21 protein-coding genes are annotated in these 23,020 nt (G+C 49.6%); all 21 read left to right on the top strand.

What is annotated here, in order from left to right:
• The first annotated feature begins 17 nt into the window (after positions 1-17).
• The 21 genes from addB (at position 18) to AB4Z29_RS06255 (ending at position 22,910) form a co-directional block, all read left to right on the top strand.
• Positions 18-3,539, top strand: a complete 3,522-nt coding sequence (gene addB / locus AB4Z29_RS06355) for a helicase-exonuclease AddAB subunit AddB (RefSeq protein WP_441942226.1) — start codon at positions 18-20, stop codon at positions 3,537-3,539.
• The gene (gene addA / locus AB4Z29_RS06350) at positions 3,539-7,402 is read left to right on the top strand and encodes a helicase-exonuclease AddAB subunit AddA (protein WP_441942225.1); all 3,864 of its coding nucleotides are present in this window, start codon (positions 3,539-3,541) and stop codon (positions 7,400-7,402) included. The genes addB and addA overlap by 1 nt, the downstream gene beginning before the upstream one ends.
• Positions 7,403-7,416: 14 nt before the next feature.
• On the top strand, positions 7,417-8,031 hold the full coding sequence (locus AB4Z29_RS06345) for a hypothetical protein (RefSeq protein WP_441942224.1): 615 nt from the start codon (positions 7,417-7,419) through the stop codon (positions 8,029-8,031).
• 80 nt (positions 8,032-8,111) lie between these two features.
• Complete coding sequence (locus AB4Z29_RS06340) at positions 8,112-8,417, top strand: hypothetical protein (RefSeq protein ID WP_441942223.1); 306 nt, start codon at positions 8,112-8,114, stop codon at positions 8,415-8,417.
• A gap of 119 nt (positions 8,418-8,536) precedes the next feature.
• On the top strand, positions 8,537-8,884 hold the full coding sequence (locus AB4Z29_RS06335) for a histidine triad nucleotide-binding protein (protein WP_441942222.1): 348 nt from the start codon (positions 8,537-8,539) through the stop codon (positions 8,882-8,884).
• Between the two features lie 91 nt (positions 8,885-8,975).
• Entirely contained in the window at positions 8,976-9,149 is a 174-nt protein-coding gene (gene rpsU / locus AB4Z29_RS06330) for a 30S ribosomal protein S21 (protein WP_005547957.1), read from the top strand.
• A 15-nt stretch (positions 9,150-9,164) separates the two neighbouring features.
• Positions 9,165-9,608, top strand: coding sequence for a GatB/YqeY domain-containing protein (locus AB4Z29_RS06325; RefSeq protein WP_441942221.1), 444 nt, complete (start codon positions 9,165-9,167; stop codon positions 9,606-9,608).
• A 152-nt stretch (positions 9,609-9,760) separates the two neighbouring features.
• Positions 9,761-11,140, top strand: coding sequence for an NfeD family protein (locus AB4Z29_RS06320; RefSeq protein ID WP_441942220.1), 1,380 nt, complete (start codon positions 9,761-9,763; stop codon positions 11,138-11,140).
• Positions 11,141-11,165: 25 nt separating this feature from the next.
• Positions 11,166-12,155: a flotillin-like protein FloA gene (floA, locus tag AB4Z29_RS06315; RefSeq protein WP_441942219.1), complete on the top strand. Its 990-nt coding sequence runs from the start codon at positions 11,166-11,168 to the stop codon at positions 12,153-12,155.
• Between the two features lie 58 nt (positions 12,156-12,213).
• Complete coding sequence (locus AB4Z29_RS06310) at positions 12,214-12,708, top strand: hypothetical protein (protein ID WP_441942218.1); 495 nt, start codon at positions 12,214-12,216, stop codon at positions 12,706-12,708.
• A 319-nt stretch (positions 12,709-13,027) separates the two neighbouring features.
• Positions 13,028-13,306 (top strand): sporulation protein YqfC, encoded by a 279-nt coding sequence (yqfC, locus tag AB4Z29_RS06305; protein WP_441942217.1) that lies wholly within the window; start codon positions 13,028-13,030, stop codon positions 13,304-13,306.
• Between the two features lie 48 nt (positions 13,307-13,354).
• Positions 13,355-14,548, top strand: a complete 1,194-nt coding sequence (yqfD, locus tag AB4Z29_RS06300) for a sporulation protein YqfD (RefSeq protein WP_441942216.1) — start codon at positions 13,355-13,357, stop codon at positions 14,546-14,548.
• A gap of 6 nt (positions 14,549-14,554) precedes the next feature.
• Positions 14,555-15,526, top strand: coding sequence for a PhoH family protein (locus tag AB4Z29_RS06295; RefSeq protein ID WP_441942410.1), 972 nt, complete (start codon positions 14,555-14,557; stop codon positions 15,524-15,526).
• A 17-nt stretch (positions 15,527-15,543) separates the two neighbouring features.
• Positions 15,544-17,790 (top strand): HD family phosphohydrolase, encoded by a 2,247-nt coding sequence (locus AB4Z29_RS06290; protein ID WP_441942215.1) that lies wholly within the window; start codon positions 15,544-15,546, stop codon positions 17,788-17,790.
• Positions 17,787-18,284 carry an rRNA maturation RNase YbeY gene (gene ybeY, locus AB4Z29_RS06285; protein ID WP_441942214.1) on the top strand — a complete coding sequence of 166 codons (498 nt, stop codon included), beginning with the start codon at positions 17,787-17,789 and terminating at the stop codon, positions 18,282-18,284. Before AB4Z29_RS06290 ends, ybeY begins: the two co-directional genes overlap by 4 nt.
• A gap of 11 nt (positions 18,285-18,295) precedes the next feature.
• Entirely contained in the window at positions 18,296-18,646 is a 351-nt protein-coding gene (locus tag AB4Z29_RS06280) for a diacylglycerol kinase family protein (protein WP_441942213.1), read from the top strand.
• 30 nt (positions 18,647-18,676) lie between these two features.
• On the top strand, positions 18,677-19,111 hold the full coding sequence (locus AB4Z29_RS06275) for a cytidine deaminase (protein ID WP_441942212.1): 435 nt from the start codon (positions 18,677-18,679) through the stop codon (positions 19,109-19,111).
• A gap of 8 nt (positions 19,112-19,119) precedes the next feature.
• Positions 19,120-20,043, top strand: a complete 924-nt coding sequence (era, locus tag AB4Z29_RS06270) for a GTPase Era (RefSeq protein WP_441942211.1) — start codon at positions 19,120-19,122, stop codon at positions 20,041-20,043.
• Between the two features lie 100 nt (positions 20,044-20,143).
• Positions 20,144-20,299 (top strand): YqzL family protein, encoded by a 156-nt coding sequence (locus AB4Z29_RS06265; RefSeq protein WP_441942210.1) that lies wholly within the window; start codon positions 20,144-20,146, stop codon positions 20,297-20,299.
• Between the two features lie 172 nt (positions 20,300-20,471).
• Positions 20,472-21,215 carry a DNA repair protein RecO gene (gene recO / locus AB4Z29_RS06260; RefSeq protein ID WP_441942209.1) on the top strand — a complete coding sequence of 248 codons (744 nt, stop codon included), beginning with the start codon at positions 20,472-20,474 and terminating at the stop codon, positions 21,213-21,215.
• A 153-nt stretch (positions 21,216-21,368) separates the two neighbouring features.
• Entirely contained in the window at positions 21,369-22,910 is a 1,542-nt protein-coding gene (locus AB4Z29_RS06255; RefSeq protein WP_441942208.1) for an MDR family MFS transporter, read from the top strand.
• The last annotated feature ends 110 nt before the right edge of the window (positions 22,911-23,020 follow it).

The raw sequence follows: 23,020 nt of genomic DNA, 5'->3' as shown, positions 1-23,020 counted from the left end.
AGACGGGAGAGCTGCACATGACACTTCGCTTTGTCATAGGGCGTTCGGGAACCGGCAAAACTTCTTATTGTTTGAACGAAATAAGAGAGCAGCTTCGCGCTGAGCCAGACGGACCGCCGCTGATTATGCTCGTACCGGAGCAAGCTACATTCCAGACCGAATACGCATTGCTGCGAGACGGAGATTTGAACGGCACGATTCGAGCACAGGCGCTGAGCTTCAGGCGCCTGGCGTTCCGTGTCATGCAGGAAACAGGGGGAACGGCACTCGTTCCGATAGGCGATACAGGCAAGCATATGCTGCTTTACAAAATCGTTCATCGGCTGGGCCAGCAGCTGGAGCTGTTTCAAAGCGGCGCTGAACAGCCTGGGTTTATCGACAGGCTTGCCGAGCTGCTTACCGAGTGGAAGAGGTACGGGATAGACTCTGAGCAGCTTCAGGACAAGCAACAGGCTGCGGAAGCCGGAATGGAGCATTCCACCTTATTAAACCGGAAGCTGCATGATTTGCAGCTGATATACAACCACATGGAACAGGAACTCGCGGGCATGTATATTGACGCCGAGGATTATTTGCGTTATCTGCAAAATGGCTTTGCTAATGCGTCCGCTATGCAAGGAGCACGTTTTTGGGTTGATGGGTTCTATGGCTTTACTCCCACCGAGTACGAAGCGCTTGGCGCTTTAATAGCATCCTCTGCACAGGTGACCGTTACGCTAACGTTGAACCGACCATATGAACCCGGCATAGAACCGCATGAATTGGAGCTGTTTCACCCTACTGCAGAAACGTATCAAAAACTGATCGCGCTGGCCGCAAACTGCGAAGTGGAGATTGAAGAGCCGATTAGGCTTGGCGAGAATCCTCCCGTACGGTTCCAAGACAGTCCGATGCTGGCTCATTTAGAGAGACATTACAGCGAGCGAATTCCGATGTTGATTCAAGGTGCTTCGATACTGGAGTGCGAGGATGCCCGCTGCGGGATTTCGTTGCATGCAGCTGCGAGCCGCAGAGCAGAAGTAGAAGCAGTAGCGCGCGACATTGTTCGCAGGGCTAGGCAGGAAAATCTCCGTTGGCGCGACATTGCCGTCATGGTGCGTAATGCCGAGGACTACACCGATTATATCGAATTAGTGTTTGCCGATTATGGGATTCCTTATTTTGTCGATCAAAAGGAGAAAGCACTGCATCACCCGCTTGTCGAATTTATCCGTTCGGCACTCGAGACGGTATTGTTTGGCTGGCGCTATGATGCCGTATTTCGCTGCGTAAAAACCGAAATGCTGTTCCCGCTTGGTGACAGCTTGCCTCGTGAATGGTTTGACATGCTGGAAAACTATGCGCTGGCAGCAGGTATTGACGGCTGGAAATGGCTGGACGATAAGCGCTGGCATCCGTTAGTGCCGGTTTCGCTCGATGACGATGCGGATATCGAAACCAAAATCAGTGATAAAGCACAACGGGAATATGACATCGTGCTGGCTGCGAAAGAAGCCATTGTACCGCCGCTGCGACGTTTTGGCGAAGTGCTGCAAAAGGCTGCTAACGTCCAAGAGATGTGCGAGGCATTGTATCGGCTGCTCGATCAATCTGATGCGGCCGACCGCTTGGAGCGCTGGGCGCTGCAAGACACACAAGCAGGGAAAGTACAACGGTCTAGAAGCCATAGGCTGCTGTGGGATGGCGTTATGCAGCTGCTTGATCAATTGGTTGAGCTTGCAGGAGAGCAAACCATGTCGGCTGAGCTCTTTGCGGGGATGGTGGAAGCAGGCTTGGACAGCTTGAAGCTAGCTGCTGTTCCTCCGGCACTGGATCAAGTGCTTATCGGCAGCATGGACCGGACAAGGTCTGGCCACATCCAAGTTTGTTATGTGCTCGGAGCTAATGACGGAATCATGCCAATGCGTGTCAAAGAAGACGGCATACTCACGGAGGCGGAGCGGGAGCGGCTTGCTGAAGATGGTTTGGCAATGGCGCCTGGTGTGAGGCGCCGGCTGCTGGATGAGCGCTTCATGATCTACAATGCCTTGACAACGCCAAGCAGACATTTGTGGCTGAGCTGGGCACAGGCAGATGAGGAAGGGAAGAGCCTGCTTCCCTCAGAGATAATCCGACATGTGAAGCAGCTGTTTCCCGGCATGCCTATAGATGGTATCGCTGCGGAGCCATCGCCAAGCTTGTCGGTAACGGAACAAAGGAAATTCGTTTCTCAACCCCAGCGCACCTTGTCTTATTTGATTGGGGCCATTCGCAGATGGCAGCAGGGAGCGGATATCGCTCCATTCTGGTGGGATCTTTATAATTGGTATGCAATCAGGCCGGAATGGCAGCATAAGCTGCAGCTGCTTACCGGCTCGCTTACCTATGTGAATGAAGCCCGAATCCTTTCCAAGGAAACGGCAAGAGATCTATATGGCATGCGATTGCAGGTCAGCGTGTCGCGGATGGAGCGATTCGTTTCTTGTCCCTTCCAGCATTTTGCGATTCATGGCTTGAAGCTGAGGGAAAGAAAGCTTTATCGTCTGGATGCGCCGGATGTCGGGCAGCTGTTTCATGCTGCACTCAGCAAGCTTGCCATTAATCTTGGAGGAGGCTGGGGCAAGGCGTCTGAGGCGGAGTTGAAGTCCGTTGTGTCAGACACCGTGGATGAGCTGGCTCCAAGACTGCAATCACAAATTCTGCTTAGCAGCAGCCGATTTAGATATATCGCCCGGAAGCTGAAGGAAATCGTAGGCCAGGCTGCTTTGATGCTAGGCGAGCATGCGCGAAGGGCACAATTCCATCCGGTTGGAACGGAAGTGGATTTTGGTCCTGATGGGACTCTCCCGGCTCTGCGTATTCCGCTTGATACAGGCGGTGAGATGGAGATAATAGGGAGAATTGACCGAGTCGATGCAGCGGAGACCGCAGAGGGACTTCTCCTTCGAGTTCTTGATTATAAGTCCAGCTCGACAAGCTTAAGGCTCGAGGACGTGGCATTCGGTCTTTCGCTTCAGATGCTGACCTATCTCGACGTTCTCGTCACGCATGCAGCTTCTTGGCTTGGTCAGCCTGCCACGCCGGCCGGCGTATTGTATTTTCACGTTCATAATCCGCTGCTTGCCCTCACGAATCATGTAACTCCAAGTGAAGCGAACGACCGTTTGCTGAAGCGGTTCAAAATGAGGGGACTCGTGACAGCCGATTCGGATACAGTAAGGCTAATGGATGATGAGCTGGACACTGGTTATTCGGAACTGCTCCCTGTTGCCTTGAAGCGCGACGGCAGTTTCTATAGCAGTTCATCTGTGGTCACGAATGAGCAATGGGATGTGCTGAGGCATTCCGTTCGCAACACGATTAGCCGGATCGGAAGCGCGATTCAATCGGGTGAGGTGTCTATCGAGCCATATCGAATGGGGACAAAAACGCCTTGTCAGTATTGCGACTACAAAGCTGTATGCCAATTCGATACTCAGTTTGAGGGTAACGAATACAAGAAGCTGGGCAAGCCCTCGAAGGAAGAGATTTGGCAGCAGCTTGAGGGGGTGGAACAATAATGCATACAGCTAAGGATTCTCCAAAGCCGACAGGCAGTACGTGGACCGATGACCAATGGGATGCAGTCGTGACAAGCGGTTCGAATATCCTTGTGGCTGCTGCGGCAGGCTCAGGAAAAACAGCCGTGCTCGTTGAAAGGATCATCCGAAAAATATCAGCCTTTACCGACGTCGATCGGCTGCTTGTGGCAACCTTCACGAAAGCTGCAGCAGCGGAAATGAAGGACCGGATAAGACTCGCTTTAGAGCAGGAGCTGGAGCGGCAGCCGGATTCGGAGCATTTGCGCCGTCAGCTTGCGTTAATGAATAGGGCGTCCATAACGACACTGCACTCCTTTTGCATGGATGTGATTCGCCGCTATTATCCCTTAATTGGTCTGGACCCTGGCTTTCGCATCGCAAATGAGACGGAAAGCGAGCTGATGCGCCTAGACGTACTCGATCAATTATTTGAAGAAAAGTACGAGGGTGCCGGCGATGATGGAGCTTTTCTCAGGCTGGCTGACCGCTATGGCGGCGAGCGAGGGGACGAGCCGTTGTACCGGCTGGTTCAGCAGTTATTCGATTTTGCGCAAAGCCATCCATGGCCGGAGCATTGGCTTCGCAAGACAGCCGAGGCGTTCGCAGTCACAGATGTTGAGGATCTTCAGCGGAGCGTATGGGTAGCCAGCTTGAAAAGCGATATCCAGCTGGCGCTGGAGGGCGCAGCCTCGCTCTTGCACCAAGCACTGGAGCTGACGCGCCAGCCAGCAGGCCCTGCGCCTTATGCCGCGACGTTTGACGAGGACTTGCAGCTTGTTGCAGGGCTTACGGCTGCGGTGTATCAGACGAGCTGGGAATCATGGATTGAGCCCTTCCAGCTTGTTCAATTCGGCAAGCTGAAGGCGATGCGCGGCGATGAGTATGACAAATCGCTGCAGGAGCAGGCGAAGGAGCTTCGTGATCAAGCCAAAAAGCTGATCAGCTCGCTTGCGGACGAGCTTTTTGGCCGAACGCCTGAGCAGTTCGTGGAAGAGCTGCGGGAGCTGGCTCCATTAATGGATGCGTTGTCCGAGCTTGTCATTGCTTTTGGTCAGCGCTATGAAGCAGCCAAACGGGCGAAAGGCATGCTGGATTTTGGAGATCTTGAGCACTATTGTCTTCGGATTCTAAGAGATCCAGCTTCAACACCGGATCAAATGCTGCCTTCTATCGCGGCGACTGAATTCCAGCAGCAGTTCGATGAGATATTGTTGGATGAATATCAGGATACGAATATGGTACAGGAAGCAATCGTATCGTTGATTGAGCGGCCAGGAGCCGGCAATCGGTTCATGGTCGGCGACGTAAAGCAAAGTATTTACGGATTCCGGCTGGCAGAGCCAAAGCTCTTTCTGCAGAAGTATAAGTCATACGTTTCCCTTCAAGACACGCGAGCTGAATTAGAGCCTGGCCATTCGAGAGGGCTGCGCATTGATCTGGCTAGGAATTTCCGAAGCCGTTCCGAAGTCGTCGATGGCGTAAATGCGGTATTCCGAGCCATCATGCGGGAGAACGTTGCGGAGATGGATTATGATGTGCGGGCCGAGCTGGTTTGCGGCGCGGCTTATCCAGCCCCCGTTCCCAAGGATCGGTTCAAGGTTGAATTTGCTGTGTTGAACAAAGCTGAGTCTAGCGAGGAAGAGCTGTCGTACAGCGACAAAGCTGATGCGTTGGATCTTGCTGACGATGGGGATCAAGAGGAAAACGCCCTATCTGGCGAGTCGGTTCTAGAGCTTAAGACTGCTCAAATAGAGGCTCGTTGGATGGGCCAGCAGCTCAAATCGCTGATTGATAGCGGTTTTCAGATCTATGACGGAAAACGTCGCGAAAACAGGCCGATGCAGTGGAGAGATGTCGTCATATTGCTGCGTGCAACGCAAGCATGGGCGCCGATTATCATTGAAGAAATGCAGGAAATGGGAATTCCGGCCTATGCCGAGCTGAGCAGCGGTTATTTCGAAGCGACAGAGGTAGAGACGATGCTATCTTTGCTGCGAGTCATCGATAACCCGTACCAGGATATCCCGCTCGCGGCAGCGCTTCGTTCACCTTTATTCGATTTGGATGCGGAGGAGCTTGCACGCATACGCATTTTATCCCCAAAGTCGACCTATTACGATGCCGTTCTACACGCTGCTGGAGACCTGCAGCTTCATGAGGAGACCCGGAGAAAGCTATCCTTGTTTCTAGATGGCCTCGACCGCTGGCGCGCCGAAGCGAGGCAGGGTTCGCTTGCGGATTTGTTGTGGGAAATCTATCGCGAGACGGGATACTATGATTTCGTAGGCGGATTGCCGGGAGGAACGCAGCGGCAAGCCAATTTGCGAGCGCTTCATGACCGTGCCAGGCAGTATGAAGCAACCTCTTTCCGAGGATTGTTCCGTTTTCTTCGGTTTATCGAACGGATGCGTGATAGCGGCGGTGATCTAGGGACTGCCAGATCGCTTGGCGAGCAAGAGGACGTCGTGCGCATTATGTCCATTCACAAAAGCAAAGGATTGGAATTTCCGATTGTGTTCGTTGCTGGATTAGGCAAGCAATTCAATCAGCAAGACGTCCGCAGTGCGTTCCTGAAGCATAAGGAGCTCGGCTTTGGACCGCGCTTTGTAGATCCGTCGCTTCGAATCAGCTATCCGACGCTGCCATATTTGGCTATACGCCGGGCGATGCGCAAAGAGATGCTGGCGGAGGAAATGCGTATTTTGTACGTCGCCTTGACTCGTCCAAAAGAGAAGCTGTACCTTGTTGCAACGGTAGCAGATGCCGAGGCAAAGCTTAAAAGATGGCTCGCTTCCGTTGACGACAACGGTGATATGCCTGATTTTAAGGTAGCCTCTGCGCGCTCATTTATCGATTGGCTCGGCCCGTTGGCAGCAAGGCAGCTTGAGGACAGGCAGTCGGAAGGTGCAAATTCGCCTCAGTGGCATGCTGGCATTGTTTCTGCATCGGGGTTAGGTCTAGAGGCTGCGGCGGCTGCAGAAGGCTTAGATCTGCTAGATCAAGAGAAGGACGAACGGCTTCAAGCGATCACATCGCTGTCCTTGCTTGAGGATGCTCAAGTAGATGAAGAGCTTCGGGCAAGATTGGAGTGGCAATATCCTCATCTAGAAGCTGCTGGACTCGCTGCCAAAACATCAGTAACCGAAATGAAAAGGCTTTATGCGGAGCAACTGGAAGACGCTGTTCCACTTGAAGACCTTTACCAATCGTCGCAAGAGCCATCGAACAACTCGACTTCTGGCGATGGGCAGGCCTCTTCTACATTCCGATTGAGACGTCCGTCGTTCATGGAGGAAAAGTCGTTGACCGCTGCTGAGAAAGGCTCCGTTAACCATCTGCTCATGCAGCATGTTTCCTTGACTCAGCCTCCTAATGAGCAGTTGCTTAGGGATACGCTTGAGGAGATGATTGATCGCCGAATTATGACCCCGAAGCAATCTGAGGCAATCGATATTTCCGCGGTAGCTGCCTTTTTCCAAAGTGAGCTGGGCGAGCGTCTCCTTCGTGCTGGCTGGGTAAGGAGAGAGGTGCCGTTTAGCTGCATGTTCCCTGCGAGGCGCGTATATCCAAAGTCGGAGGAATGGCTTGCAGAGGAGTCCATCTTGATTCAAGGTGTCATCGACTGCTTGTTCGAGGATGAGCTTGGTGTTGTATTGCTTGACTATAAAACGGATCGTATCGTGAATCGGCAGTGGAGCGAAACAGCAGAACGCCATCGTTTTCAGCTTGAGCTGTATGCAGAGGCGATCGAGACCGTACTTGGAAGACCGGTGGATGAGTGTCATGTTTTTTTCTTCGATGGAGGCCAATCGGTTCAGCTTGGAAATAGGAAAGAAGCTTAAAGGAGGAAGGGAAGTTGGAACCACAGAAATCCGGCAAGCGTTCGCTCGCCTTGCCAATCACGCTTGTCATTCTCGTTTTTAGTTTAATTGGTAACGTGTTTTTGTACTCGCAATTTTTACAGCATAAGCAACAAATTAAATATGATACGGGTCAAAGAATTTACAAAGCGGCGGTAGCGTCGCAGCAATATGCATCGGAAATGTTACCGCTGCTAGATGCGCTGTTGCAAAGCAAAGCCTTGGATGAGCGGCTTGACGTGTTATTCCATATTGGGAAGCTGTCGGCCAAAGGCGGCGGCTTGACCGAATTAGCAGCAGAGGCAGCAGCGATATCAGGTGATTCGGCAGCATGGGACACCGAGGTGCCCGCCATGTATGTTTCTAATGCGGAGGCAGGGCTGCTCGCCGCGGGACGGTATGAAGGCGCTCTGAACGATAGCGATGCTGCCTATGTGACAGGACTCAGGGGTTCTTACGAAACATTGAACGGCGTACTAGGCAAGTTTAACGCGAATGTAGGCGAAACCCGAATCGCAGTTATCCGTTTGGCAAGCGGACTTGATTGGATGAAGCTAGCGAAGCAGTCCATGGAAACGATGGCTGAGCAAGCAGCGCGTCCAGTAAAGTAGAAACAATCTGTGTTCGATACGTGAGCGTAGTAGCCAAATGCCTACCTGTGAATATGATGTAGGAACAGGAGGCTGACATAATGGAACATACATTAGTGGATTTTGAGCAAATGAAGCAATGGTGCGAGGAGCACAAGCATCGTTATGTTCTCGCTCAGACGCATGACGGCTGGTGCGCGGATGGATTTTTGGAGTATATGGATGACGAGGTTTTATGCATTGCCGTTCCATGCGGCTCGAACGAGTGGGATAACCGTGCATTTCTTCCTTATCCGCCACTTGGCTATCCGATTTATCCTTACCCTTATTACCCACGGAGACGGTTCATCAGGCAAGTATTTCCTCTGGGCGCGCTCCTCGGCTTGTCATTATTGCCATATTTTTGATCATCAGCTGGAACAAGGCGGGAGGAAAGCATCCTTCTCATCCTTGTTTCATTTGGATTGGACGAGCACTCGAAATTTCGGTATGATAGAAGAAGGCTAGCGAACTGGGGGTGAACCACATGGACTGTATTTTTTGCAAAATATTTGAAGGCGCCATTCCGTCGAAGAAGGTTTTCGAAAATGACAGCGTTGTCGCTTTTCACGACATACAGCCAGCTGCTCCCGTACATATTCTTATCATTCCGAAGAAACACATTGCTACGATGAATGATGTGACCGATGAAGACGCGGAGGTCATTGCCGAGCTGTTTGCCGTAGCCCGCCAGATCGCCAAAGAGCAAGGCATCGCGGAGTCTGGCTATCGCCTAGTCAACAATGTAAATGCCGATGGAGGACAGCTTGTTTATCATTTGCACATCCATCTATTAGGAGGAACGAAGCTTTCTCCGCTATTGGCAGATATCTAAAGTTGACACTGCCTTTTGGTATGACATATAATGAAATTTGATAAACCGTGTTATAGCTCTGGACGGTCTGTTTCGGAGGGAGGGAAAACTGGTGTCTGAAACTAAAGTTCGCAAAAACGAAACTATTGATGCTGCGCTTCGCCGCTTTAAACGTTCCATCGCTAAAGATGGAGTTCTAGCTGAGGTGAAAAAACGCAAGCATTATGAAAAGCCAAGTGTGAAGCGCAAGAAGAAGTCTGAGGCTGCGCGCAAGAGAAAGTTTTAGGAGGATCCTTCCATAATGAACCTGAGCGAAAGATTGACCGACGATATGAAGCAAGCCATGAAGAATCAGGACAAGTTTAAACTTTCCGTCATTCGTATGATGCGCGCGTCAGTGAAAAACTTGGAAATCGATCTCAAGCGTCCTTTGGAGGATAGCGAAGTGCTTGATATATTGAGTCGTGAAATCAAACAACGTAAAGATTCCCTCCAAGAATTTAAAAAAGCCAGCCGTGATGATTTAGTAGCGGGTCTTGAGGTCGAAATTGAAATTATTAGTCAATACCTTCCCGAACAGCTGACTGAAGAAGAGATTCAAGAGATAGTAACGCAGACCATCCATGAACTCGGTGCTTCTTCCAAAGCCGATATGGGAAAAGTTATGAGTGCCCTTTTGCCCAAAACAAAAGGACGCGCTGACGGTAAACTAGTAAATCAGCTCGTACAGCAACATCTCAACTAACTGAACATACGGACTCACAAAACACCCCCGCAAGGGGGTGTTTTTTTGTGCAAAGAAAGCGATAATGGAAATACCCCCAGCATGCGTTATGAAACCTTTTGGTTGTATACACGTAGTAGGGAGCACAATACTTGAAAAAGGGAGGAACCTTCTTGCACATTCATCGAAGGCGAAGAGGCTTACCCGCCACTCCTGTTGCGCTTTTGGCAGCGATTCTTTTGGCTACGCTTGCAGCATTATTTTTCACGCCGGCCATGAAAGCGGCTGCGGCTGACGAAATTGGTCCAGCAATCTACGTTATTCCCGTGAAGCAATCCGTCGAATCGGGACTTCAGTCGTTTCTGGAACGGGCATACAAAGAAGCGGAAGAGGCTAAAGCCGAGCATGTCATTCTGGTTATAAATACACTAGGCGGCAAAGTCATAAACGCAGAAGAAATCGGTCATTTTATTCGTGGAAACAAGATCCCTACGACCGCGTTCGTCGAAGGAAAAGCGGTATCGGCCGGCACGTATATTGCGCTGAATGCGGATAATATTGTCATGCAGCCCGGAAGCACCATAGGTGCTGCTGCTGTAGTAGACAGCTCAGGCGACTTGATCGATAATCCCAAAACCGTATCCTTCTGGACCTCTGAAATGAGCGAATCAGCCGGACTGCAGGGACGTGATAAGAGCATAGCAGCTGCCATGGTTGATCCGAATGTCGTGCTTAAGCTGCAGGATAAGATCGGCAGAAATAAGGAGCAGGGCGAAATCCTTACCCTGTCTGCATCGGAGGCCGAGAAGCTTGGTTATTCAGAGCACACGGCGGCTAACGTTGATGAAGTAGCACAATGGCTTGGCTTGGACGGTCGTACACAGATCGAAATCGCCCCTACTCTGGCAGAGAATGCTGCTAGATGGCTGATTAATCCCGTTGTCATGACGATATTGCTCATTCTAGGGATTGCAGGAATCGTCATCGAAATGCTCGTGCCAGGCTTCGGTGCGCCGGGCATCGTAGGATTATTGTCATTTGGCTTATATTTCTTCGGACATTACGTTGCGGGCTTTGCCGGCATGGAATCCGTTGTCCTGTTTGTCATCGGAATCGCCTTGCTGATCATCGAGGTATTCGTGCCAAGCTTCGGAATATTGGGCATTCTAGGCAGTGCTGCACTTATTGCAGGTGTTGTAACTGCAGCACCAGATCCTATGACGGCATTTATCTCGATCGTTATCGCGCTTGTCGCTGCCGTGATCCTTATCGTCATATTTGTTCGTATGAATAAATCCAGAGGCATCTGGAACAAATTTATTTTGCGCGACAAGCTTACGACAGAGGAAGGTTTCATATCAGCTGATCGAAAGGAATCGCTGCTAGGTCTTCAAGGCTTGACAATTACACCGTTAAGGCCTGCTGGCACCGTGCTGATTGGCGATGCGCGGATCGATGTTGTCACTTCTGGGGAGTTTATTGATTCGAATCGATCCGTGACGGTTATCAAAGCAGAGGGTACTTGGGTTGTGGTCAAAGAAATAACCAAATAACGAAATCAACTGGAGGTTAGAGACAATGGATCCTATCGTATCGTTTTTGATTTTGGTTGTCGTTGTTATTATCGTGTTGTCTGTATTCTTAAGCTTCTTCCCGATCATGCTGTGGATTTCTGCTTTGGCATCGGGCGTTAGAGTCGGAATCATTACTCTAGTGGCGATGCGTTTGCGCCGGGTCGTACCAAGCAGAATCGTCAACCCATTGATTAAGGCGACAAAAGCGGGTCTAGGACTTAATATTAATCAGCTGGAGAGCCACTTCCTCGCTGGAGGCAACGTTGACCGTGTTGTAAATGCATTGATCGCAGCGCAGCGCGCGAACATTCCGCTCATATTCGAGCGTGCTGCAGCTATTGATTTGGCAGGCCGGGATGTGCTGCAGGCTGTACAGATGAGCGTTAATCCACGCGTAATCGAAACGCCAATCGTCGCTGCCGTGGCGAAGGACGGTATTGAAGTGAAGGTTAAGGCTCGCGTTACCGTTCGTGCCAACATCGACAGACTTGTGGGTGGAGCTGGCGAAGAGACCATCATCGCCCGCGTAGGGGAAGGGATTGTTACAACCGTAGGTTCAGCAAATTCCCATAAGGACGTGCTTGAGAATCCGGATATGATCTCAAGGACTGTGCTTGGCAAAGGGCTGGATGCAGGAACGGCCTTCGAAATTTTATCGATCGATATCGCGGACGTAGACGTAGGCAAAAACATCGGCGCACATCTTCAAACCGAGCAAGCGGAAGCGGATAAGAAAATCGCGCAAGCCAAAGCGGAAGAACGCCGTGCGATGGCAGTTGCCCAAGAACAAGAAATGAAAGCAAAGGTTGTCGAGATGGAAGCGCGCGTCGTGGAATCCGAATCTCAGGTTCCGCTTGCGATGGCTGAAGCGCTTAGAAGCGGGAAAATCGGCGTAATGGATTATTTGAACCTGAAAAACGTTGAAGCGGATACCCAAATGCGCAGCTCGATCGGTAAACAGGAAGGACCAGCCGACCCGAAAGACGGCCGTTAAAGCTAAGCCTTAGCAGCTAGCATCATAAGGCGTGAATGTGTCGCGGAGGTGAAGGCGAATGAAGATTATCGAGTTTTTGATGAACAATATATTTATCGTAGTGATTATTTTCGGAGCATTGGCATCCCTATTCGGCAAATCAGGCTCAAAGAAAAAGCCCGGCCGGATGCCTGACTTTGGAGGCGGCGGGTTACCGCGTCCTTCGAACGCAGGCGTACCCGGGAATGAGCAGGAAGAAAGACCCTTGCCAGCCCCAGCAGCAGGACAGAGCGTTTATCGTACCCAGCCTCAGAATGTGCGCGAGGAATATGAAGCGCCTGCTTATAAGGCTCGGGAGACAGAGATGCTTAATCAGACGCCTCAGAAGGCGCCTTCCCAGAGAACGCTGCAGCAGACAACAAATGCCAGGGATAAAGCGGCAAAGGCGGCAGAGCGCAACCCAGCCCGCCAGAGCGCTTTGACAGCGCAGACACGAGCAGATGATTTGCGTAGGGCGGTTATTTGGGCGGAGATATTAGGCCCGCCACGCTCTAAGCGGCCATTCCGAAAATAGCAAACGAACCGTCGAAGCTTAATGCTTTGACGGTTTTTTTTATTTTGCTGCCATAATTGCCGTGTCGTTCGCATATTTTGGTACAGTACACGAAAAACGCCATTCCTTTGCTCAAGCCAAGTCGGATGGTTTGCTTCACAAACCATAGGTATCGCTTACGAAGTAGGTTTGCTTCACAAACCATAGGTATCGCTTACGAAGTAGGTTTGCTTCACAAACCTTAAGTATCGCTTACGAAGTAGGTTTGCTTCACAAACCATAGGCATCGCTTACGAAGTAGGTTTGCTTCACAAACCTTTAAGGAGGCAAAGATTCATACATGCGCCGTATAAAAAAGAAATTTCGCAAAGTTACCGCAGAGCTGCTCGATATGCCGCATGATGTTGTTTTTGATTTGCCTCGTCTTACCATGATTGGAGATTGTCAATTGTATATCGAAAACCATCGAGGCGTCGTTCACTTCTCCAGCGAACGCCTTCGTTTAGCATTAAGCAAGGGCGAGCTTGAAGTGACAGGCAGCTCACTTGTTATTCGGACGATTTGGACGGAAGAAGTGTTCATAGAGGGTCAAATTACGAATATTCAGCTAATACCTTAATATAAATTTCCGGCTAGTCAAGTGTAGACAGCCATGGAGGGGAATGCGTTGAGCGGACAAGGAGCGGATTGGTTAAAGGGCATGGTTACCGTTCATATCAGGGGAGGACAAGCAGAGGAGCTCGTCAACCGTGCGCTTGCTGGAGGGCTTCAGCTGTCTACCATACGCTGGACAAGCAGCGGGCTGCTTGAATTTGAGCTTTCAGTCAGCGATTTCTTCAAACTTCGACCATATTTGAAAGAGACCGGCTGCAGAGCGCATGTGACGAAGCGCAAGGGGCTTCCTTTCCTGCTGGTAAAAGCGGAGCGGAGAAAGCTTTTTGCAGGAGGCATCGTGTTGTTCTTTGCAATTATATTTATGCTCTCATCCTTAGTGTGGAGCATTGAAGTACAAGGGAACGTCAAGCTGACGGAAGATCAGATTAGGCTCGCGGCCAAGGAAGAAGGCCTGTACCCGCTGCAATGGTCATTCCGACTTACGGATGCTGACGTGCTCTCCAAACAGCTCGTTCGCAAGCTGCCCGGGTCCACTTGGGTAGGCGTTGAAAAAAAAGGGACAAAGGTCATCATTCAAGTCGTCGAATCGACGATTCCGAAGCAATCGGCCTTGAATACGCCAAGGCACTTAGTTGCGGCAGCTGACGCGGTCGTTACCGAAATTATTGCGGAGGCTGGACGTCCGGTCGTACGTAAAAATATGCGTGTGAAAAAGGATCAAATTCTGATCTCTGGCACCATTGGCGGCGAAGAGTATTCGCGAACGGTCGTTGCCAAAGGAAATGTACGCGGCCTTGTTTGGTACGAGTTCGAGATTGCATCCCCGCTCGTGCAGCAGGTGAAGGTGTATACTGGCGAGAAAAAGACGAAGTGGTACGCCGTAATCGGTTCCAGGGCGCTTCAAGTGAGCGGATACGGTAAGGATGCGTATGAGGCCTCAGAGGCCATTCTAAGCGAGCAAAAGATATCTTGGCGCAATTGGACGCTGCCGCTCGGCAGAATGAAGGAGACGATCATGGAGACGCGTCTGGAGGAACGGACGCTGACAGAGGAGGAAGCGAAGAGCGCAGGCATATTGCAGGCGAAAGCGGATGTTCTAATCAAAGCGGGCAGCGATGCGGTCATTCGAGATGAAATTGTTTTGCATGAAAAGGCGGACAATGGTAAAGTTTATATGAAAGTTCTTTTTGAAGTCGAGCAATCTATCGTTAAAGAAATGCCATTAGTCCAGATGCAGGGAGAATGAGGATTGTTGCAAATTGAAACGAAAGTAGTCAAAATACCGCTCGGAAACGCAGCGGAAGGACTTGCCGTATTCGGACCACAGGACAATTATTTGCGCCTTGTACAAGCGCAGGTCGAATCTTCGATTTCATCGCGCGAGGCGGAAATTGTTATTTCTGGTCCATTGGAAGAAGTAGAATCATTAGAACAGCTGTTCAACGTGCTATTGCAGCTCGTTCGGGGCGGTTATATGCCTTCGGAGAGAGACGTTGCTTACGCTTTGGAGCTTGCGCGAACGATGCAGGCGGAAGAATTGCTCGATTTGTTCAAGAAAGAAATTACGACGACTTTTCGCGGAAAACCGATTCGAGTGAAAACCATTGGCCAGCGCCATTATGTGAAGACGATCCGCAAGAAAGATATTGTATTTGGAATAGGCCCGGCAGGGACAGGCAAAACCTACTTAGCCGTCGTGCTTGCAGTCGCAGCGCTCAAGGAAGGCTCGGTTAAAAGAATCGTTTTGACGCGACCAGCAGTTGAAGCAGGGGAAAATCTTGGCTTTCTGCCTGGAGACCTGCAAGAAAAGGTAGATCCTTATTTACGGCCGCTATACGACGCGCTGCACGATGTGCTTGGACCGGATCAGACGGTCAAAGCCTTGGAGCGGGGCATGATCGAAATCGCACCGCTAGCTTATATGCGCGGCAGAACGCTTGACGATGCGTTTATCATATTGGACGAGGCTCAGAATACGACGCCTGAGCAAATGAAGATGTTTCTGACTAGGCTTGGTTTCGGCTCCAAAATGGTTATTACAGGCGACGTTACGCAAATCGATTTGCCGCGAGGCAAAAATTCAGGCTTGATCGAAGCGCAGCGTATTCTAAAAAATATTGAGGAAATCGGAATAATCCTTTTCTCTGAGCAGGATGTTGTCCGCCACTCACTGGTCCAAAAAATCATTGTTGCCTATAACTGGGATGCTGAAAACAAAGCCTAGAAAGGGATGTCCGCTGCATGAACCAGAACCAGACCGGAAAACAGGAAAACTTGCGGCCGTCCAAAACGGCGGGCTGGAAGCAGAGTGCAGCCGTTCGCTGGGTGCTGATGTTAATGTTTGTGCTGCTTTTCTATTTCAGCTTAGCTTCGCATCTCGTTCCTGAAACTTATGACATAGAGGAGGGCGCTGTTAGTGAGAAGGATATTAAAGCGCCCTTCCAAATAAAAGACGAGAAGGCGACGCGGCAAGCGGAAGAGGATGCAGCGGAGAAAGTCGATGACATCTATTCTATCGTGCCGCTTCGAAACGAATTGCTGGTCGATCAAATTTTCGTGCGTATCGAGCAATTGAATTTGGACGATCAAGTAACGCTCCAAAATAAGATCGATATTTATAGGAATGAGATCCCAGGCCGCTATTCCGATTATATTGATACCTTCATCAAGCTCAATAAGGGCAGAGGAACGTATAATGACACGCTACTTGAGGAAATGTCTCTGATTGCGAAGGAGCAGCAATACACGATTCCTGAAGAAACCTTCTACAAAATGCCTAACCTTACAGCAGAAACCTTAACCGAGATGCGCGACGTAGCTCGGGATATTGTGCGTAAGCTAATGGTCGAGCAGTTAAGGGAGGCCGAAACCGCTCGGACACAAGTTGCTGAGCTTGTGAATGCAAGCTCGTTATCCAGCCGGACGAGCAGGGAAATCGTTCAGGAGCTGGCTAGGTTCTCGATTATGCCGAATAAGTTTCTCGATAAGGCAGCAACGGATGAAGCCAAAGTACTAGCCAAGCAAAATACGCCTCCTGTCGTTATCAAAGAGGGCGAGCTTATCGTCAAGCGCGGTCAGACCATTACACCTGAATTGTATAAGCTTCTAGTAGATTCGTCTTTGCTTCAAGACAAGAAAAATTACTGGCCGCAGCTCGGCCTGTTGATCATGTCGCTTATGTTTATCGTCGTGCTATATGCATTCTTGCATCAATCCGGAAGCATTAATGGAATCAAGCCTAAATATAACAATGCTTCGCTGCTGATGCTATGGCTTATCTTCCTCATCAATATTATTACGATCCAGATTATATCGTTGACGCAAACGGACGCTGCGCCTTACGCAGGTTATTTGGCTCCCGCAGCGCTTGGCACGATGCTGATAACACTACTGCTAGATATGCATCTTGCGATGATCAGCTCTATATTATTCGCGATTATGGGAAGCATTATATTAAACACGGGTCAGCATCAAATTTTTGATTTCCAATACGGCTTTGTCATTATCGTTGTCTCGTTTGCCGCAATATTCTCCATTCACCGGGCGAGTCAGCGGTCAACGATTTTGAAGGCAGGCATTATGGTCAGCATGTTTGGCTCGCTCTCAGTGCTCACGATTCTGCTGCTGTCCGAGCAGCTTGAGCGGGGTCCGTTTATTTACTCGGTGGCCTTCGCATTTGCCAGCGGATTAATAACAGCTGTGCTTGTCATAGGCTTGATGCCATTTTTCGAAATTACATTCGGTATATTGTCCGCTCTCAAGCTCGTTGAGCTGTCCAATCCGAATCACCCGCTGCTTCGAAAGCTGCTAACGGAGACGCCGGGCACCTATCACCACAGCGTGATGGTCGGCAACCTGTCAGAAGCGGCAGCAGAAGCGATTGGCGCAGACGGCCTGCTATGCCGAGTGGGTTCGTTTTACCATGATATCGGCAAGACCAAACGGCCGAATTATTTTATCGAGAATCAGTCCAATATTGAAAATCCGCATGATACGATTGATCCGAAGCTTAGCAAATCCATTATTGTTGCTCATGCAAGGGATGGAGTGGACATGCTAAAGGGCCATAATATTCCTAAGCCGATTAGGGATATTGCGGAGCAGCACCATGGGACAACCTCACTTAAGTTTTTCTATTACAAAGCGATTAAGCAAGCTGAGGAGCAAGGCGTCGAACCGGCTTTCACCGAAGACGAGTTCCGTTATCCCGGTCCTAAAGCGCAGTCAAAAGAAGCGGCTGTCGTTGGGATTGCTGATTGCGTAGAGGCAGCGGTGCGGAGTTTGCGCAGCCCTACGGTTGAGCAGGTAGAAGCGATGATCCATAAGATCATAAAAAGCAGGCTCGATGACAATCAATATAATGAATGTGATTTGACGCTGAAGGAACTGGATAAAATCGCACAATCCTTGAAAGAAAGCGTAATTGGCATATTCCATTCACGGATTGAGTATCCGGAAGATGTAAAAACAAAGGAGCGCTTGACATGAGCTTACAACTTGAATGGAGCAATGATCAGGACAAGCAGGAAATACCTGATGCATGGATTTCCAAATTAGAGCAGCTGCTTCAGCTGGCTGGGGAATCGGAAGGCATTGCAGGTGGCGAGGTATCGTTAACCTTTACGGGAGATGAGGAAATCCACGAGCTTAACCGAGAATATCGCGGCATCGACCGGCCAACGGATGTATTGTCGTTTGCTATGCAGGAAGACGGCGTGGATGAGCTGGATATTATATTTGAGGTTGAGCACGAAGAGGATGCCGACCCGATCTCGGGCATGCTGGGAGATATCATTATCAGTGTGGATACCGCTCTCGCTCAAAGCGAGGAGTACGGACATTCCTTGGAGCGTGAGATTGGCTTCCTTTTCGTACACGGCTTCCTCCACTTAATCGGGTATGATCATCAGGATGATGAGACGGAAGCGGAGATGACTGCAAAACAGGAAGCGATCTTGCAGAAGGCCGGCTTGACGCGTTAATGAGGAAGTTCATGGCAAGCTTAGCAGTAGCATTTTCTGGCATAGGCTTTGCACTTCGTACGCAAAGCCATATGCGGTTTCATGCGTTCGCAGCGCTGATGGCATGTGTTCTAGGCTGGACTGTTTCACTGAAGCCATTGGAATGGGCCATTATTCTGCTTGTAATCGCTATCGTTATCAGCGCGGAGATGATCAATACGGCTGTCGAACAAGCGGTTAATTTGGCTAGCCCGAGCATACATCCAGTGGCGAAGATAGCGAAGGATGTAGCGGCTGGAGCCGTTTTGTTCGCCGCCGCAATTTCAGCAATTATCGGGCTGCTCATCCTTGGGCCGCCCTTATGGCGTTTATTGGCCGGATAGCATAAGGAGACAAGAACGGAGAGGATCAGATTGATTTATGAAGGATTATCGGAGTCCTATACCGCACTACTGAATGCGGCAAAAGAAGCTATGGAACGCGCATACGTGCCTTACTCCAATTTTCGCGTTGGTGCAGCGCTTCTAGATGATGAAGGGAACATTCATCACGGCTGCAATATCGAGAATGCCGCATACAGTCCTACCAACTGCGCTGAGCGGACAGCCATGTTCCGGGCCGTTTCCGATGGAAAGCGGCCAGGTCAGTTCCAAGCCATTGCCGTTATTGGCAATACGGAAGGGCCGATTGCGCCATGCGGCGTCTGCCGACAAGTATTAGTCGAATTTTGTGCGCCGGATATGCCTGTTATAATGGGTAATTTAAAGGGCGATTGGACGATTTCAACAGTAGCAGGCATATTGCCGGGTGCCTTTACACCGGCTTCATTAGATAACGGGGAGCGTTAAACAAACTTATGAATCGAACAACATCAAATGACCGTGACAGCAAAAAATTCCGATCGGGCTTCGTAGCCATTATCGGTCGTCCGAATGTAGGCAAATCTACGCTTATGAACCATCTTATCGGACAAAAAATCGCGATTATGTCAGATAAGCCGCAAACGACACGCAACAAAATTCATGGTGTTTATACGACGAACGACAGCCAAATCGTATTTCTGGATACGCCTGGTATTCATAAACCGCAATCCAAACTGGGCAATTACATGATGCAGACTGCAGAAAGCGCTTTGAGAGAAGTAGAAGCTGCCTTATTTCTAATCGATGCCTCTGAGGGACTTGGCGGCGGTGACCGATTTATAATCGAGCAGCTCAAAAAAGTAAAGACTCCAGTTTTCCTTGTCATGAACAAAATCGACAAGGTGGAGCCTGAGCAGCTTTTGCCGATGATTACGCAATATAATGACCTGCATGAATTTGCCGAGATCATACCGATCTCCGCTCTGAAGGGCAATAATGTAGACACGCTGCTTGAGCAGCTGTCTCGTTATTTGCCGGAAGGTCCGCAATACTATCCTGCGGATCAAATTACGGATCACCCGGAGCAGTTCGTTTGCTCAGAGCTTATCCGTGAGAAAATTTTGCATATGACTAGGGAAGAAATTCCCCACTCCATTGCTGTTACCATCGAAGACATGCGTGTCAAAGAGAATGGCGTCGTGTATATTGGAGCTGTTATTTTTGTCGAGCGCGATTCGCAAAAAGGTATTATTATCGGCAAAAAAGGTGATCTCCTGAAAGAGGTTGGAAAACAGGCTCGCAAAGATATAGAAGCACTGCTAGGATCACGAATTTATCTGGAGCTGTGGGTGAAGGTGAAAAAAGATTGGCGCAATCAGGAGCGCGTGCTGAAGGATCTGGGTTATCGACACGATTAAACAAATATGACGTAATTTGTTAAGGATAGATCGACACGGTTTATCGCATCCTATTACCGTCTGAAGCAGCATTTCAGGGGACGGAAAGGGATGAATACGTATGCGGAATTTTTCGTGGAAGTATTTTACGTTAACCGGGGATGTCGAGTCTTTCATGCTCTACAAGGAAGTGAATCAATTTGGAGCCGACGGCAGCGCCGATGCGGTTGCAAGCGAGGATGACGAACTCATTGCATTAGATGCAGAGGATATATAGAGCGAGTCACCACTTGGAATTATCGTATGAACTGTTTATGACTAGAGGCATCAAGAGGATAGCCTAACAGTGGCTCACACAGCCTGAGAGGCTGATCTTTAAACGCTAAACGTAAGCTCGCGGCCATGGGACTGCGAGCTTGCGTTTCTGCTTTCAGGGGAGAGTCTGCATTATGCTGCATCGTGTTGAGGGGATTGTTATTCGGAGTATGGATTACGGTGAAGGCAACAAGATCGTGACGCTTCTCACAAAAACCAATGGAAAAGCTGGAGTTCTGATACGCGGCGCCAAAAAAATAAAAAGCAAGCATTCCTCGCTCGCGCAACCTTTTACATATGGAGAGTTTGTTTATTTTAAAGGCAGCGGCCTCGGAACGCTGAACCATGGTGAGATTATTGAATCTCACCATGTTTTGCGTGAGAAGCTTGATTTGGCCGCGTATTCATCCTACGCAGCGGAGCTTACAGACCGATCGCTGCAGGATGAAGAAGCGACCGGTTTCCATTTTGAGCAGTTGAAAGCTTGCTTTACGGCGCTTCAAGACGGGAAAGATGCACAGATCGTAACGCATCTATACGAGATGCGGATTTTGGATTTGTCTGGTTATGCACCCGAGCTGGACGAATGTGTAGGCTGCGGAAATGTCGTAGGTCCTTTCTCACTATCTCCCTATGCGGGGGGGATATTGTGCACCAGGTGCAAAGGAAAGGATCCTCATGCTGTGCAGCTAGGAGATGGCGCTTACAAGCTGTTGCGATTATTTCGAAGAATGGACATGAGAAGGCTAGGTTCCATTCAGGTTAAACCAGAAACAAAAGCCGAGCTTAAGCTATGCATGCGTAAGCTCATGGATACACATCTAGGCCTCCAATTGAAATCTAGAAATTTCCTAGACCAGCTTGATAAGCTGATATAAGCCTTGTGATGCCGAGCTGGATGTGACTGGTGTATTCTAAGCCTAGAGGCGTAGAATACACTCCTTCTTTTGCATGTTTACAGGAAGATAAGGCTTGCATTATGATGGGTTAGGTTGTTTTTTGAATCGTAACGTAATGGAGGGATTTACCTGATGTCTACAGGACAAAATAGACTGGGATTTGTTGTTGCCGGGCTACTGCTTGGCATACTCGTCGCGTCGATTGATAATACGATCGTATCGACGGCAATGGCGACCATCGTGTCCGACCTTGGCGGTTTGGACAAATACGTATGGGTCACATCTGCTTATCTTGTCACCGAAATGGCTGGAATGCCTATTTTCGGCAAGTTGTCGGATATGTATGGAAGGAAACGGTTTTTCGTGTTGGGTATTTCGTTGTTTCTTCTAGGATCGGTGCTATGCGGAACGGCTGAATCGATTACGCAGCTAACGATTTACCGCGCTATACAAGGCATCGGCGGCGGAGCAATGATGCCCATCGCTTTTGCAATCGTGTTTGACATTTTCCCGGCAGAAAAACGCGGAAAGATGGGCGGCTTATTCGGTGCCGTGTTCGGTACCTCCAGTTTGTTCGGACCGCTGGCAGGCGCTTATTTGACAGAATACATCAATTGGCGCTGGATTTTTTACATCAATGTTCCAATTGGCCTGGTTGCACTGGCTTTTATCGTTATTTATTACAAGGAGTCACTTACGCATTCGAAGCAAAAAATTGATTGGTGGGGAGCTGCAACGCTCGTAGGCTCCATCGTTTGTCTCATGTTCGCGCTTGAGCTCGGAGGCGCAGAGTTTGCTTGGGATTCCGTGCAAATCATTGGCTTGTTTGCTGGCTTTGCTGTGCTGCTCGGCATATTCTTGTTTGTGGAAACGAAGGCTTCTGAACCGATTATTTCATTCCAAATGTTCAAACAGCGTTTGTTCGCTTCAAGCACGGGCGCCGGCTTGTTCTATGGAGCAGCATTCATTACAGCTGCGCTGTACATTCCGATGTTCGTGCAGGGCGTATTCGGTGGTACGGCAGTGAGTGCAGGACTTACTCTCTTGCCTATGACGCTGGGATCTGTATTTGCCGCGCAGCTGGGTGGTTTTCTGGCTAATAAAATGCCGTATAGAAACGTAATGATCATATCAGCCGTTATTTTTATTACAGGCATTTTCTTGTTATCGACGATTACACCGGATACGACTCGTTTCATGCTATCCCTTTATATGTTCCTTACTGGATTTGGGATTGGTTTCTCTTTCTCTGTTCTTGGCATGTCGTCCATTCATGGCTTCGATATGCGTCAACGGGGAAGTGCTACATCGACGATGTCTTTTGTCCGCTCATTAGGCATGACGGTCGGTATCACGATTTTTGGTATCATCCAGCGCAATCATTTCACGAGCGGGATGACTGAGGCTTTTGCCGGTGGTGAAGGCCCAGGACAGATGACAGAGAATGCGCGCGAGCTGCTGTCACCGGAGAAGAGAGCCGAGATTCCACCGGCCGTTATGGACAAAATCGTAGCAGCATTGTCTGATTCGGTATCGGCAACGTTCCTTTGGTCGCTTGTTCCAGCCGTTCTGGCCCTCGTATGTGTTCTCTTTATGGGCCGTGCGGGCATGAAGGACATTATTGGCAAGCAAGCTGGGAGCAGTCCTTTGAAGGAAGGCGCACCTACACACTAGGATTTAGCTGGCGATACCTAAGTGTGTTTGACATTTGCCAGAAAGAAGCATAAAATAATGCAATATAAATATTGGGCAGTGATGGAGAGAGTAATCGTTAGATGTCGACA

Origin of the sequence: Paenibacillus sp. 2TAB23 (assembly GCF_052115165.1) — a bacterium.
GTDB lineage: Bacteria > Bacillota > Bacilli > Paenibacillales > Paenibacillaceae > Pristimantibacillus.
Note: the sequence above shows the minus strand (reverse complement) of the source record. Positions and strands in the feature narration are given on the sequence as shown.